19 protein-coding genes are annotated in these 13021 nt (G+C 59.4%); 2 read left to right on the top strand and 17 right to left on the bottom strand.

What is annotated here, in order from left to right; all coding sequences use genetic code 11:
- Positions 1-41 precede the first annotated feature (41 nt).
- From AKU79_RS13860 to AKU79_RS13845, 4 genes are all read right to left on the bottom strand, one after another.
- Positions 42-1406: a transaminase gene (locus AKU79_RS13860; protein WP_050524174.1), complete on the bottom strand. Its 1365-nt coding sequence runs from the start codon at positions 1404-1406 to the stop codon at positions 42-44.
- A 24-nt stretch (positions 1407-1430) separates the two neighbouring features.
- Positions 1431-1733: a putative quinol monooxygenase gene (locus AKU79_RS13855; RefSeq protein WP_231580190.1), complete on the bottom strand. Its 303-nt coding sequence runs from the start codon at positions 1731-1733 to the stop codon at positions 1431-1433.
- Positions 1734-1738: 5 nt separating this feature from the next.
- A complete protein-coding gene (gene trpA / locus AKU79_RS13850) occupies positions 1739-2530 on the bottom strand; it encodes a tryptophan synthase subunit alpha (RefSeq protein WP_050524173.1) in 792 nt (263 codons plus the stop codon).
- Positions 2531-2593: 63 nt separating this feature from the next.
- Positions 2594-3001 carry a VOC family protein gene (locus AKU79_RS13845; protein ID WP_050524172.1) on the bottom strand — a complete coding sequence of 136 codons (408 nt, stop codon included), beginning with the start codon at positions 2999-3001 and terminating at the stop codon, positions 2594-2596.
- A gap of 115 nt (positions 3002-3116) precedes the next feature.
- Between AKU79_RS13845 and ychF the strand changes: the two genes are divergently transcribed.
- Complete coding sequence (gene ychF, locus AKU79_RS13840) at positions 3117-4214, top strand: redox-regulated ATPase YchF (RefSeq protein ID WP_050524171.1); 1098 nt, start codon at positions 3117-3119, stop codon at positions 4212-4214.
- 237 nt (positions 4215-4451) lie between these two features.
- Here the strand turns inward: ychF and AKU79_RS13835 are convergent, their stop codons facing one another.
- From AKU79_RS13835 to AKU79_RS13795, 10 genes are all read right to left on the bottom strand, one after another.
- Positions 4452-4652: a hypothetical protein gene (locus AKU79_RS13835; protein ID WP_050524170.1), complete on the bottom strand. Its 201-nt coding sequence runs from the start codon at positions 4650-4652 to the stop codon at positions 4452-4454.
- A 44-nt stretch (positions 4653-4696) separates the two neighbouring features.
- The gene (locus tag AKU79_RS19335; protein ID WP_156209762.1) at positions 4697-4837 is read right to left on the bottom strand and encodes a hypothetical protein; all 141 of its coding nucleotides are present in this window, start codon (positions 4835-4837) and stop codon (positions 4697-4699) included.
- Between the two features lie 206 nt (positions 4838-5043).
- The gene (locus AKU79_RS13830) at positions 5044-5820 is read right to left on the bottom strand and encodes a succinate dehydrogenase iron-sulfur subunit (protein ID WP_050524169.1); all 777 of its coding nucleotides are present in this window, start codon (positions 5818-5820) and stop codon (positions 5044-5046) included.
- Between the two features lie 14 nt (positions 5821-5834).
- The gene (locus AKU79_RS13825; RefSeq protein ID WP_050524168.1) at positions 5835-6581 is read right to left on the bottom strand and encodes an FkbM family methyltransferase; all 747 of its coding nucleotides are present in this window, start codon (positions 6579-6581) and stop codon (positions 5835-5837) included.
- A 3-nt stretch (positions 6582-6584) separates the two neighbouring features.
- Positions 6585-6881, bottom strand: coding sequence for a hypothetical protein (locus AKU79_RS13820; RefSeq protein WP_050524167.1), 297 nt, complete (start codon positions 6879-6881; stop codon positions 6585-6587).
- Complete coding sequence (locus AKU79_RS13815; RefSeq protein ID WP_050524166.1) at positions 6878-7192, bottom strand: hypothetical protein; 315 nt, start codon at positions 7190-7192, stop codon at positions 6878-6880. The genes AKU79_RS13820 and AKU79_RS13815 overlap by 4 nt, the downstream gene beginning before the upstream one ends.
- Positions 7192-8994, bottom strand: coding sequence for a succinate dehydrogenase flavoprotein subunit (gene sdhA, locus AKU79_RS13810; protein ID WP_050524165.1), 1803 nt, complete (start codon positions 8992-8994; stop codon positions 7192-7194). Before sdhA ends, AKU79_RS13815 begins: the two co-directional genes overlap by 1 nt.
- Before the next feature lie 10 nt (positions 8995-9004).
- The gene (sdhD, locus tag AKU79_RS13805) at positions 9005-9376 is read right to left on the bottom strand and encodes a succinate dehydrogenase, hydrophobic membrane anchor protein (RefSeq protein WP_050524164.1); all 372 of its coding nucleotides are present in this window, start codon (positions 9374-9376) and stop codon (positions 9005-9007) included.
- A gap of 10 nt (positions 9377-9386) precedes the next feature.
- Positions 9387-9773: a succinate dehydrogenase, cytochrome b556 subunit gene (sdhC, locus tag AKU79_RS13800; RefSeq protein ID WP_050524163.1), complete on the bottom strand. Its 387-nt coding sequence runs from the start codon at positions 9771-9773 to the stop codon at positions 9387-9389.
- 302 nt (positions 9774-10075) lie between these two features.
- Positions 10076-10807: a DUF4344 domain-containing metallopeptidase gene (locus tag AKU79_RS13795; protein ID WP_050524162.1), complete on the bottom strand. Its 732-nt coding sequence runs from the start codon at positions 10805-10807 to the stop codon at positions 10076-10078.
- A gap of 86 nt (positions 10808-10893) precedes the next feature.
- On the opposite strand from AKU79_RS13795, the gene AKU79_RS13790 reads away from it, so the two are divergent.
- The gene (locus AKU79_RS13790; RefSeq protein WP_050524161.1) at positions 10894-11076 is read left to right on the top strand and encodes a cytidine/deoxycytidylate deaminase family protein; all 183 of its coding nucleotides are present in this window, start codon (positions 10894-10896) and stop codon (positions 11074-11076) included.
- Between the two features lie 38 nt (positions 11077-11114).
- Here AKU79_RS13790 and AKU79_RS13785 read toward each other — a convergent pair whose 3' ends face one another.
- From AKU79_RS13785 to AKU79_RS13775, 3 genes are all read right to left on the bottom strand, one after another.
- Positions 11115-11672: an ankyrin repeat domain-containing protein gene (locus tag AKU79_RS13785; RefSeq protein ID WP_050524160.1), complete on the bottom strand. Its 558-nt coding sequence runs from the start codon at positions 11670-11672 to the stop codon at positions 11115-11117.
- 1 nt (position 11673) lies between these two features.
- Positions 11674-12714, bottom strand: coding sequence for a MaoC family dehydratase (locus tag AKU79_RS13780; protein WP_050524159.1), 1041 nt, complete (start codon positions 12712-12714; stop codon positions 11674-11676).
- A gap of 103 nt (positions 12715-12817) precedes the next feature.
- On the bottom strand, positions 12818-13021 hold the full coding sequence (locus tag AKU79_RS13775; protein WP_050524158.1) for a DUF1737 domain-containing protein: 204 nt from the start codon (positions 13019-13021) through the stop codon (positions 12818-12820).

Genomic DNA, 13021 nt, shown 5'->3' with positions numbered 1-13021 from the left:
GGGTCAGGGGGGCTAGCCCCCCTGCGCTGGCCACAAAACCGTCACTCAAAAAGCGCGCCCAATACCTCGGCAAAGGCACCAACCAACCTGTCCACCTGGCGCTTTTTCGTCGCAGGGCTGACCAGCATCATGTTGTGAAACGGTGCTATCAGGCATCCGCGATTGACCAATCCCAAATGCACAGCGCGTTCGACCGGCGCACAATGTGCGGCCATCGCCTCGGACCCATTGCGCAACGGGCCGGGGGCGCAGATAAATTCCACACGTGCACCAACGCGCACCACATGCCACGGCGCAGCGGCGCCCGTAATTGCAGCGGCCAAACCCGCCTCCAGCCGCGCGGCCAGCTTTTCCATATGGGCATAGGATTTCGCCGTCATCACCTCGGCCAAATTTGCCCGCAGGGCCGCAAATTGCAGCGGGTTGCCGGATAGCGTTGTGCCCATACCCGAATGCCCCGCCCCCCGTTTTGCTTCGGTCACAGCAAAGCGCCGCGCCACGTCGGGGGCCAGCCCCCAAGCGGCACAAGCCACGCCGCCGGCCACAGCTTTTCCAATCACAAACAGATCGGCCGCCAGCCCGTTGCCGCGCGCCCAACCGCCAAGACCGCTGGAAACGGTATGCGTTTCATCCATAATCAACAGCGTGCCCGCCGCGTCACAGGCCGCACGTACGCCAGCCCAAAAGCCTGCATCCGGCAAAACCATGCAGCAATTGGTCATCACCGGTTCGGCCAGTACAGCCGCCACATCCCCTGTGGCCAGCGCCGCCTGCAATGCGGCAAGGTCGTTGAATTCCACCACCACAGCATGTTCGGCGGGGTTTGACACTTGGCCAACCATGCCTGCGCGCGTGACCGTCGCACCCTCTGACAGTTCCACCATCACATCGTCAACTGTTCCGTGATAGCAGCCGTTGAACACCAGAATCTTGGGCCGCCCCGTCACCTCGCGCGCCACCCGAATGGCGCAGCGGTTGGCATCGGAGGCGGTTGTCGCGATTTGCCAGCGGAAATTGCCAAAGCGCTTGGTCAACAGGCGCCCCGCCTCAAGCGCCTCGGGCGAGGGGAGCATATAGGTCAGCCCGTGCCGTGCCTGCCGCGCAATCGCCTTGGCAACGGGCGCGGGCGAATGGCCAAACAGGCTGCCGGTATCGCCAAGGCAGAAATCATCAAGGCCATAGCCGTCAATATCGGTGATCTTCGCCCCTTTGGCGGATGAGATCAGCAATGGAAACGGGATCGGCCAATCGCGCATCCAATGCATTGGCACGCCTGCCAAAAACGCGCCTTCGCCCATGTTCAGCGCGTGTTGGGTGTTGGGGCGGCCGACGCTATAGCGCATCGCCTCTTGCGTTGCGAAATGGCGTAGGTGATCAGTGTCTATCCCGGCAAGAAGCGCGGTCATATCAGCCCCATAGGTTGCGGGCGCTTAGCCGGCCCGTGTCATTTCGTTCAAGGTCAGGCTTTGGATCCAACCCTTTGTCGCTGCGTTATAGGCCGCCAAATGTGGCGCTTTCATGTGGTCTAGCCACAGATCGCGGGTTTCCCAGTTTTCATAGAACATGATGAAACCGGGGTTATCGTTGTCGATATGCATATCATATTGCAGGCAGCCCGCCTCTTGCTTAGTGGCGGCAATCAGCTTGTGCATTTCTGCAACCAGCGCATCCTCTTTGCCGGGAACTACGTGGATTTGGGCAAGGATGGTCAGAACCATTGTATCGGCTTTCATATGGGTTATCCGCGATGCGCGCCAGCGGCGAGGGCGGCCACGCGGGCCAGCACCTCGGCTACGGGTTTGCCTTCGGCAATATCTTTGACGATGGCCGAACCGACCACGCAGCCATCGGCAATACCGGCAATCGCCTGTGCCGCATCGGGTGTGGTGATGCCAAAGCCGACAATCACCGGCAAATCGGTTTGGGCTTTGATCCGGGTCACCTCGGGGGCGACATCGGCCGCCTTTGGTGCTGCGGCGCCTGTGATGCCCGTGATTGATACGTAATACACAAAACCAGAGGTGTTTTGCAGCACTTTGGGCAGGCGCTTGTCATCGGTTGTGGGCGTGGCAAGGCGAATAAAGTTCAGCCCGGCCTTTTGCGCGGGGATGCACAGTTCTTCGTCTTCTTCGGGCGGCAGATCGACAACGATCAACCCGTCAATGCCGGCCGCCTTGGCCTGTTCTAAAAACAGATCGACGCCACGGCTGTAGATCGGATTATAATAGCCCATGAGCACGATCGGGGTGGTATCGTCGCCTTTGCGAAACTCGGTCACCATTGCCAGTGTTTTGTTCAGTGTCATCCCGCCTTCCAGCGCGCGTTGGCCGGCAAGCTGGATGGTCTGGCCATCGGCCATCGGGTCGGTAAAGGGCAGACCGATTTCGATAATATCGACGCCTGCGCCCGGCAGGCCCTTCATCACAGCCAATGAGGTTTCAACATCCGGATCGCCCGCCATGATATAGGAGACAAAGGCCTTGCGACCCTGCGTTTTCAGCGCGGCAAATTTTTGATCAATCCGGGTCATGGCGGCGTCCTTATATGTGTCGCCGTCCGGTTTGCCCAATGCCGGGCCGGAAATCAATGGGCGTTACGCTGGATAGGGGACCGAGATCATCCAATGTGTGCCAAAACGATCTTTCAGCATGCCAAAAGCGGGTGACCAGAAGGTGGGGCCAAAAGGCATGATCGCGGTGCCGCCCTCCATCAGCCGGTCATAGATTGCCTTGGCCTGTGTGGCATCGGGGGCGTCATGGCTGATGGAAAAGGCCTGCTGCGGCTCTCCGACCTCATCAGGTGGAAAATCCGAGGCGTAAAAGCTCGCCGTTTCGGTTCGGAGATGGCAATTCATCACCAGGTCGCTTTTTGCATAGTTTGGCGGGGCGTCGGGCATCTCGCTATACCGAAACAGGGTCAACTCACCGCCAAAAAGATCGGCGTAAAACTGCATCGCTTCGGCACAGTTGCCTTGAAAATGGATATAGGGGGTAAAGCTCATGGTTAGTCCTCCTGCGGGACAGTGTGTCAGCAACGAAGGCATCTGCCAAGGCTGATGCTTGCGGATTGCCTGCGTTTCGGCCTATGAGGGCTGGAAAATGAATGGAGATTAGATCATGGGATTTCGCATGGGGATCGTCGGGCTGCCAAATGTGGGCAAGTCTACCCTTTTCAACGCGCTGACCCGCACGGCGGCGGCACAGGCGGCGAACTTTCCGTTCTGCACGATTGAGCCGAACGTGGGTGATGTGGCGGTGCCGGATGCGCGGCTGGAAAAACTGGCCGCGATTGCGGGGTCCAAGACCATCATTCCGACGCGGATGACGTTTGTGGATATCGCGGGTTTGGTGCGCGGCGCGAGCAAGGGCGAAGGCCTGGGCAACCAGTTTCTGGCCAACATCCGCGAATGTGATGCGATTGCCCATGTTCTGCGCTGTTTTGAAGATGATGACATCACCCATGTCGAAGGCAAAATCGACCCCGTGGCCGATGCCGAGACGATTGAAACGGAACTGATGCTGTCGGATCTGGAATCGATTGAGCGGCGACTGGCCAACCTTGCTCGCAAGATCAAAGGCGGCGACAAGGATGCAGGCGATCAGGTGCGGCTGCTGAAGCTGGCGCAGGTGGCGCTGGAAGAAGGGCGGCCGGCACGGTCGGTCGAGGTGGCTGAGGATGACAAGCGGAACTGGCGCCTGCTGCAGCTTTTGACCTCGAAACCTGTGCTTTTTGTCTGCAACGTCGAGGAAAGCTCGGCTGCGGAGGGGAATTCGCAATCTGCCCGCGTGGCGGAAATGGCGGCCAAGCAAGGCGCCGGCATGGTGGTGATTTCGGCGCGGATCGAGGAAGAAATCAGCCAGCTTGCCGCTGATGAGGCCGAGATGTTCTTGGGTGAGATGGGGCTGGAAGAGGCGGGTCTCGACCGGTTGATCCGCGCGGGCTATCAGCTGCTGGGATTGCAGACTTATTTCACGGTCGGGCCCAAGGAAGCGCGGGCCTGGACGATCTCAAAAGGCACCCTGGCGCCGCAGGCGGCGGGGGTTATTCATGGTGATTTTGAAAAAGGGTTTATCCGGGCGGAGACGGTTGGATATGACGATTATATCGCTGGAAATGGCGAGTCGGGGGCCAAAGAGGCGGGCAAGTTTCGCGTCGAGGGCAAGACCTATCTGGTGAAAGACGGCGACGTTTTGCACTTTTTGTTTTCTGGCTGATTGGGGCGGATCTGGCCGGATGACCGCGTGCGGACAGTTTCGCAAGCGGTTGATTTTGTTAATATTTCAGAATAAAACTAACCTGTTGTTAACCCCTGAACCGCGGTGCGGTTTGGGGGTTTTTGCGTTTGGGGGGGTGCGCTGAAGCGCACCCTACGGATTTGTTGTTGGGAAATTTTGGGGGGCGGCGGGCCGGAAAGATGGTGGACTTGAAAGCCTTGCCAAGCGTTTCGCGGTTTACCGGCGGGGGCGCAGGCAATCGCGGGGCTCTTTGCCTTTGGTATCGGTTTCCGCGTTGCAGGCGGTACAGCGATAGTGGTTTGGGCCGCCTGTCCGATCAAGCCGCCAGCGGCAGGCGCGGGTGAGCGTTGAGTTGCGGCGCGAGAGCCACATGAACAGCAAGGTGCCGAGCAGAAGGATGAGAAGAAGTATAGGCATGGCGCGGTTATGCCATGCCTGTCAGAGCCTGCAAAGGCATTGCATCAGGCCGCAGCGCAATATTCGTAATATTCTTGCGGCTCGGGCTGTTGGGATTGGCTGGACGGTGGCGCATCATAATAGGCAAAGGCCAGTTCAAGGACTTCCAGCGCCAGTTCAGCGGGGGTTTTAGCTTGGTCGTTCATTGTGAACCTCGGGTTTCACGGGGTTCCTCCCGAGGGTAGGTTAGGCCTGAACCGAGGGGGGTACAACGGCGATTTCTGCAAGGCAGCGTTGCGGTGGGGGCAGGCCTGAGACGGCGGCGCATCGTAGAGGGCGGAGCCTCCGGCGGGGATATTTTTGGATAGATGATGGGGCCCAAGACGGTATGTTGCGCCTTGGGCCTGTGATTTTAGACGACGCGTTCGACCATTTTCTTTTTGATCTCGGCAATCGCTTTGGCCGGGTTCAGCCCTTTGGGGCAGGTTTTGGCGCAGTTCATAATGGTGTGGCAACGGTAGAGTTTGAACGGGTCTTCGAGGTCGTCGAGACGTTCTGGCGTTGCCTCATCGCGTGAGTCGATGATCCAGCGATAGGCGTGCAGCAAAGCGGCCGGCCCGAGGTAGCGATCAGAGTTCCACCAGTAGCTGGGGCAAGAGGTGGAGCAGCAGGCGCACATCACGCATTCATAGAGCCCGTCAAGCTTTTCACGATCTTCAATCGATTGCTTCCATTCCTTGGCGGGGGTGTTGGTTTTGGTTTCCAGCCATGGCATGATCGAGGCATGCTGGGCGTAGAAGTGGTTAAGATCGGGGATCAGGTCGCGGACCACGGGCATGTGCGGCAGCGGGTAGATTTTGACATCGCCCTTTACCTCATCCAGCCCGTAAATGCAGGCCAGAGTGTTGATGCCGCCGATGTTCATCGCGCAAGAGCCGCAGATACCTTCGCGGCAGGACCGGCGGAAGGTGAGGGTTGGGTCGATCTCATTCTTGATTTTGATCAGGGCGTCGAGGACCATGGGCCCGCAAGTATCCATATCGACGAAATAGGTATCAACCCGCGGGTTTTCGCCATCATCGGGCGTCCAGCGATAGATGCTGAATTTGCGGATGTTGGTGCCGCTGGGTTTTGGCCAGGTTTTGCCAGTGCGGATGGTGGAGTTTTTGGGCAGGGTGAATTGAACCATGGGTCCCTCTCCTATTAAGAAACGGTTGTGGGGGCCGGGGCATGGGCGGGCCACCGGGTGAAAAGAACGTCCATCAGGCGGGGCGCGCCGCCGCCTTTGCCATCGCCTGTCATCCGCAGGACATCGCGGAATTCAAGGCCGGCGGCAGCAAGGCGGGTGATGAGCTGTGAAGGCGGGGCGAGGCCAGCGAAACGCTGGGTCAGCGACATTTCTAGGATCACAAAATCGGTGCGCAGCAGGGTTTGCGTGGCGCCTTGCAGCACGTCATCCTCATACCCTTCGGTATCGATTTTAAGGCCGACGCGGCCGGGAAATTGGGCGGCGATACTGTCGAGCGTGGTGACGGGAACCTGACGGGTTTCAGTTTTGGTGAACTTGGCGGACAGGCGGTCGGTGCGGTGGCGCAGGCTGGCCATTGCGCCTTGTTCGCCTTTGGCGGAATGCGGGATGGTCAGGGTAAGCGTGCCATTGGTCGCCCCAAGTGCGGTTTCAAAGAACTGCGCATCACGCGGGGCATCAGCGCCGGTCAGGGCCGTGCGGGATTCGGGGCGCGGGTCGATCAGGGCAAAGCGTGCGTTGGGAAAGGCGCGATACAGCATCGGGGTGCCGGTATCGACGCCAACATCAAACACGACATCGGGGGCAAGGCCAAAGCATTGCAGATGCTCGGCACGGGATTTGTCGGCATTGGCCGTTAACCCCTTGCGCCGCAAAAAGCGGTTTACCTGGGCGCGGTCGATTGTGTTGGGTTCGGGTGCCACGGCCTAGCCTTTCCAATCGGTGCGCGCATAGAGCGGCTGGCTGGGCATCTGGCCGGATTTTTGAAAGACGCATTGGTCATAAACGGCCGAAGGGTCGCGGCCCATCAGATAATCAGAGCTGATGCCAAGCGACACTTTGGCCTTGGCTTTGCCATCACCACCGACGCCAACCCCGACCGAGCCATGCGGGCCAGAGGCATCATAGGCGCGGGCAAGGCATTGGCGTTCGGCTTGCGCAAGCGTGACCGGGCCGCAGGCGGCCATGGCCAGCAAGGCAGGCAGAACGCCAAGCCGGATCATAGGGTCAACCCCGGCAGACCTGCGCGCAGCACGCATTGCACTGTGTTGGGCCGTTGCAGGATGGTGGCAATGGTTTGCACGGTGCTGCTGCCGGCGCGGGTGCCGACATCTTTCGCAAGCGAGACGATCTCATCCCTGCTGGCATTGTCGAGGACGCAGATCGTTACCGCCTCGGCCTGCGGGCCGGGGAGGCGTTGTTGCACCACGGGCAGGACCACGGTTTTTGCCGTGGCGCGGAGCACATCGAGGCCGACATCGCCCGTAGATGTGCAGGCCGCGATGAAAAGCGTAAGGACAAGAGCCGCGCGCATCAGTACACCCGCGCTTTGGGGGCGATCTTTTTCAGATCGATCCCGCCGTCTTCGTGTTTGGTCAGCGGGTCCATGTGGACGGGGCGTGTGGACAGTGTGACCTTGTTGCCGACCACATGCGCAAGGCTGTGGACGCGCCAGTTTTTGTCGTCACGATCGGGGTAGTCTTCGTGCGCATGGGCGCCGCGCGATTCCTTGCGGGCCTCGGCGGCGACGATGGTGGCAAGGGCGTTGGGCATCAGGTTGCCCAGTTCCAGCGTTTCCATCAGATCCGAGTTCCAGACCATCGAGCGGTCTGTGACCTTGAGGTCATCCATTTTCGCGGCGATGGCGGTCATTTTCACGACACCTTCGGCCAGCGTTTTATCGGTGCGGAACACGGCCGCATCGGCCTGCATGGTTTTTTGCATTTCAAGGCGCAGATCGGCGGTGGGCACCGAGCCGTTGGCGTGGCGCACGGCGTCGAAACGACCCAAGGCTTTGTCAACTTCGACCTTGTTCACAGGGGCGTTGCGTTCCTTGGGGTTCACAATCTCGCCCGCGCGGATGGCGGCGGCACGGCCGAATACCACGAGGTCGATCAGGGAGTTCGAGCCGAGGCGGTTGGCGCCGTGAACGGATGCGCAGCCTGCCTCGCCCACAGCCATCAGGCCGGGGAAGATGGCGTCGGGGTTCTTGGCGGTGGGGTTCAGCACCTCGCCAAAGTAGTTGGTCGGAATGCCGCCCATGTTGTAATGCACGGTCGGGATAACGGGGATCGGCTCTTTTTGCAGATCGACGCCGGCGAAGATGCGGGCGGATTCCGAAATGCCCGGCAGGCGCAAATCGAGCGTCGCCTTGGGCAGGTGGTTCAGGTTCAGGTGGATGTGGTCCTTATTCGGGCCAACGCCGCGGCCTTCGCGGATTTCAATGGTCATGCAGCGCGATACAACATCGCGGCTGGCCAGATCTTTGTAGGTCGGGGCGTAGCGTTCCATGAAACGCTCGCCTTCCGAGTTGGTCAGATAGCCGCCTTCGCCGCGCGCGCCTTCGGTGATCAGGCAGCCCGAACCGTAGATGCCGGTGGGGTGGAACTGCACGAATTCCATATCTTGCAGCGGCAGACCAGCGCGGGCGACCATGCCGTTACCGTCGCCGGTGCAGGTATGGGCCGAGGTGGCGCTGAAATAGGCGCGACCGTAACCGCCGGTGGCCAGAACGACCATTTTGGCGTTGAACACATGGATCGTGCCATCGTCGAGTTTCCACGCGACGATACCGGTGCAGCGACCATCGGTGATGATCAGATCAAGCGCGAAATATTCGATAAAGAATTCGGCGTTGTTTTTCAGTGATTGGCCGTAAAGCGTGTGCAAAATGGCGTGGCCGGTACGGTCGGCTGCGGCGCAGGTACGTTGTACGGGCGGGCCTTCACCAAATTCGGTGGTATGGCCACCGAAGGGGCGCTGGTAAATCTTGCCCTCTTCGGTGCGCGAGAATGGCACGCCGTAGTGTTCAAGCTCATACACCGCCTTGGGCGCTTCGCGGGCGAGGTATTCCATCGCATCGGTGTCGCCCAGCCAGTCAGAGCCTTTGACAGTGTCATACATGTGCCACTGCCAGTTGTCGGGGCCCATGTTCGACAGGGACGCCGCGATGCCGCCTTGGGCCGCAACGGTGTGCGAGCGGGTCGGGAAAACCTTGGTCACGCAAGCGGTGCGCAGGCCTTGTTCGGCCATGCCAAGCGTTGCACGCAGGCCGGCACCGCCAGCCCCCACCACAACAACATCATAGTCATGGGTTTCATATTCATATGCGGTCATGGTCAGTCCTTCAGAGCGCGATACGGATCAAGGCGAAAAGCCCGGTCGCGGTGATCGCGTAAGAGATTGAAATGGCGAGGATGACGAGCCCCTTGCGGGCCGAGCCGCGGGCGTAATCTTCGATCATCATTGTGGCGCCTTTGGCAAAGTGCTGCATGCCGACAAATAGCACAAGGCCGGTCAGGATGGCAGGGAACGGATGGCTAAAGGTGGCGACGACTTCTTCTTGGGTGCCGCCGAGGGCCGAGCCGAAGATATAAAGCCATGTCGGCACCATGAAGGCGAGGGCCACGGCGGAAACGGTCATGTACCAGTGGTGTTCGGTACCGGTATGGGCCGAACCCTTGCCCATGGCGCGTTTGCGGTCTGTTAGGTAACGCATGATCGCCCCCTTATTGCACAAGAATGATGGTGAGGATGGTCAAGACGACCGAGCCGCCGATAACCGCCCAGCCGAGCTTTTCGGCGGTGGGGATATCAAGGCCTTTGCCCGCATCGAAATAGAGGTGACGCAGGCCCGCAAGGTAGTGATACCAGATCGCCCAAAGCGAGCAGGTAAAGACCAGATCGCCGAACCACGAGGTCGCAACGGCGTTTGCCGTGGCGAAATATTCGGGCGAGGTTGCGGCGGCCAGCAACCACCAGACCGCAAGTATTGTGCCGACGATCAGCCCGTTGCCCGTTATGCGCGTCAGGATTGACGTGATCGAGGTAAGCTGCGGGCGGTAAATTTGAAGGTGGGGGGAAAGGGGGCGTTCAACCCGCTTTGTTTCGGCCATAATCAATCCCTCGTGGCTGCGCCTTACGGGACGGGCCCGTATTAAGGCTATCTGCTTTGCTTATGAATAACGTATTTTTGCCCTGAGTCACGCCTTGTAGCAGAAAAAACAACTAAATTATCGGGCGGAAGGTGCGAAAAATCGGGTTTGTGATCACGAAATTATGTCGCGTGATCACAATATTGGGCAGGAAAGGCCTTGTGGCATTGGTTGCAGAGTCGGGGCCGTGGCAAATACCAAAGTCTTGCGGTCACGGCGCAGGCTGTCACGCCCTTGTTGCTGTGAGCGCAAACATTATGTGATCACAAATCATTTGCAATGGCTTGACGATTTAGAAAATCGACATATTCGGTGCAAATTGTGATGGTTGCGGTTTCCGGGTCGTAAAACGCGTTTTCCTCACCACAGGGTTTCAGAGTCACCAGGATTGGTTTGGGCAGGTGATAGCTTGCGTTCAAGTCGCGTATTTCATCCGCCAAAAGCGCGCCGACCTCGGTCGAGGTTTCGCCGTTAAACTGAATGGTTTTGGACGGTTTTTGGGTTTCCAGCGGTTCCAGAACAGCCGCCCAAGAGCTTTCTGCCAGATTGAATTCGTCAACGCAGCTGTCCGCGCGTTCCTCGGGCAGCTCAAAATCCGCAGCAAGCTCGGATCGGGTTTCGGGGTCTGCGCCGTAGAACAGGCAGACCTGATTGTAATAGCGTTGCATATCAAGACCGTGAACATCCCAATAGGCCGGTTCTTCGTTTTCTTGCGCGGCAAGTTCAAACGACAGGGCGGTCAGGGCGGTGATGGATTGCGCAGCATCCTCTTCCCAAAAGGCATCAAGCAAGACGACGGATAAAATATCGGCGGCATCTTCTTCCTGGCCCAAAACGGGGGCGTCTGTGATGTCGATCAGGGCATGGCCGAATTCGTGATAAAGCGTCGAGACGATGTTTGCCGTAACAAAATCTTGCGCACCATCGGCATGGGCTTGCAGCGGCAAAAGGCTGACGAGAAGGACGGAACAGCAGGTCTTGAACAACGGCGTCACCTGAATCGAAAGGGGCAGATAGGCGCTATCTGGCGCTTTTGGCTAAGGTGGTGCAAGCGTCTTTTTCAGGGTGCGAGAGGTGTGTGATGCAAAAACAAGAGGCCGAACTGATAGCCGCGGCCACGGCGATTATCAACGCGCGTCACAGGCCGAAATGGCATGCCGTGGGGGCTGCGTTGCGGTTGCGGGGCGGGCATATCGTGACGGCGGTGAACATGGATGCCTATGTTGGCCGGATCGGGGTTTGTGCCATTGAAATACAGCCGTGAGATGCCTTGGGCGCGATTTGGCCCCAGGTAGGGGTTGGTTAATCTTGGGCGCCGGCTTGAATAAGGCTTTGGATAAAGCTGTCATCTTGGCCGCTTTCGCGCGCGTAATACAGGATGCTTTGGCCGTTGGCGTCACGCAGGCTGATGTCGGCGCCGGCTGCCAGAAGGGCATGGACCATGGCGGGGCCGTCGGGCTCTTGCGCAAAGAGCATCAGCGGCGTGCGGCCCATGCTGTCAGGCAGGTTGAGATTGGCACCTGCGGCGAGGACGGCTGGCAAAAACGCGGGGTCGATCAGGATGTGGATCAATGCGATGCCATCTTCGTTTTGTGCGTTGATCTGCGCGCCATTGGCCAGCAAAAGCGCCAGTTTGGGTGCGAAATCGGCGTAGTCGAGCATATGCATCGCCTCGAACCCCGAGGCATCGCGCTGGGTGGCAAGGGCAGGAGTTTCGGCCAGAGACGCCGCAACCGCCGCAGTGGGGCCAACGGCGACAAGTTCAAAGAACACCTCAAGGTCTTGGGGCGCGATGTCTTGGGCGTGAAGCGGGGCGGCCAGCCACAACGCCGCGAAAAGGCCGAGGCAAAAGCGTTTCATGTTATTTCGGCATCAAGGCCCAATAGTCGAGATCAAGCAGAACCGACGGGTCGTATTTGCCATCCGCGCCGCGCAGGGCAAAGGGCGCGGCGCCGTGTTTCACAGCAACCAGCCGCAGGCGAATGGCGCCTACGCCTGGCGCGTCTGTGTCGGCCTTATCCAGCACTTGCGACCATGCGCGGACGGTGTCGCCACTAAAGCACGGGTTGGCATGGGCGCCCGCGTTCAAGGCCACGATCATTTGCGCATTGGCCAGCCCGTTGAACGACAGCGCCCGCGCGAGGCTGATGATATGGCCGCCATAGATCAGACGGCGGCCATCCTCGCGGTTGGTGGCGTCAAAATGCACTTTGGCGGTGTTTTGCCAGAGGCGGGTGGCGAGCATATGCTCGGATTCCTCAATCGTGACGCCGTCAACATGGTCGATTTGCTCGCCGATGGCATAATCGCCCCAGCGGTGCGGCTCGCCTGCCAAGGTGAAATCGTAGTTTGAAAAGTCTAATCCCTCGGGGATGACAAGGCGGTCGGGGGTGACGGTTTCGGGCAGGGCGGGGATGGTGGTTTCGGGGGCGGGTGTGTCGCGGTTTTTGCGCACCATGACCCAGCGGACATAGTCCAGCACCGGCTCGTCCCGTTGGTTCAGACCGGTGGTGCGAACGTAAACTACGCCGGATTTACCGTTCGAGTTTTGTTTCAGCCCGATGACGGTGCTTTCCGAGCGCAAGGTATCGCCGGGGTAGACAGGGGCAAGCCAGCGGCCATCGGCATAGCCAAGGTTGGCCACGGCGTTCAGGGAAATATCGGGAACGGTTTTGCCGAACACGGTGTGAAAGGCGATGAGGTCGTCGAGCGGAGAGCCCTCTAACCCGCAATTGCCTGCGAAATCATCCGAAGAATAGAGCGCGGTGCGGGCGGGGTAGAGTGCGTGGTAAAGGGCGCGTTCGCCTTCGGCCACGGTGCGGGGGACGGCGTGTTGGATAGTCTCGCCCAAGGTGTAGTCTTCGAAAAAGCGGCCGGAGTTGGTTTTGGCGTTGGTTTTCATGGTGGTTTTCCTTGGGGGAGGCTCGTGGTTGGTGAGGGGCGGTGCGCTGAAGCGCACCCTACGGGCGTTGGGGTAGGGTGTGCTTTAGCGCACCATTGCAGGGCTATTGCTGGCCGAGCTTGGTTTCGGGCGTGTAGGTGCCCGGCGCCTCTTTGGTCACGGCTTGGCCGCAGCGCATCACACCTTTGGCGGCATCCCAAGCATAGGTGGGCGAGCCGTACAGCTCCCACCCTTTGTTCAGCGCATCGGTGACTTTGTGGCAAAATGCCGAGGTGTCTTCTTCGGTTAGCAGGCGGTAAAGTTTCAT

The organism is Pseudorhodobacter wandonensis, from assembly GCF_001202035.1.
In the GTDB taxonomy this organism is placed as follows: Bacteria; Pseudomonadota; Alphaproteobacteria; order Rhodobacterales; family Rhodobacteraceae; genus Pseudorhodobacter; species Pseudorhodobacter wandonensis.
The sequence above is the reverse complement of the archived record's forward strand: the minus strand, read 5'-3'. Positions and strand labels throughout refer to the sequence as shown.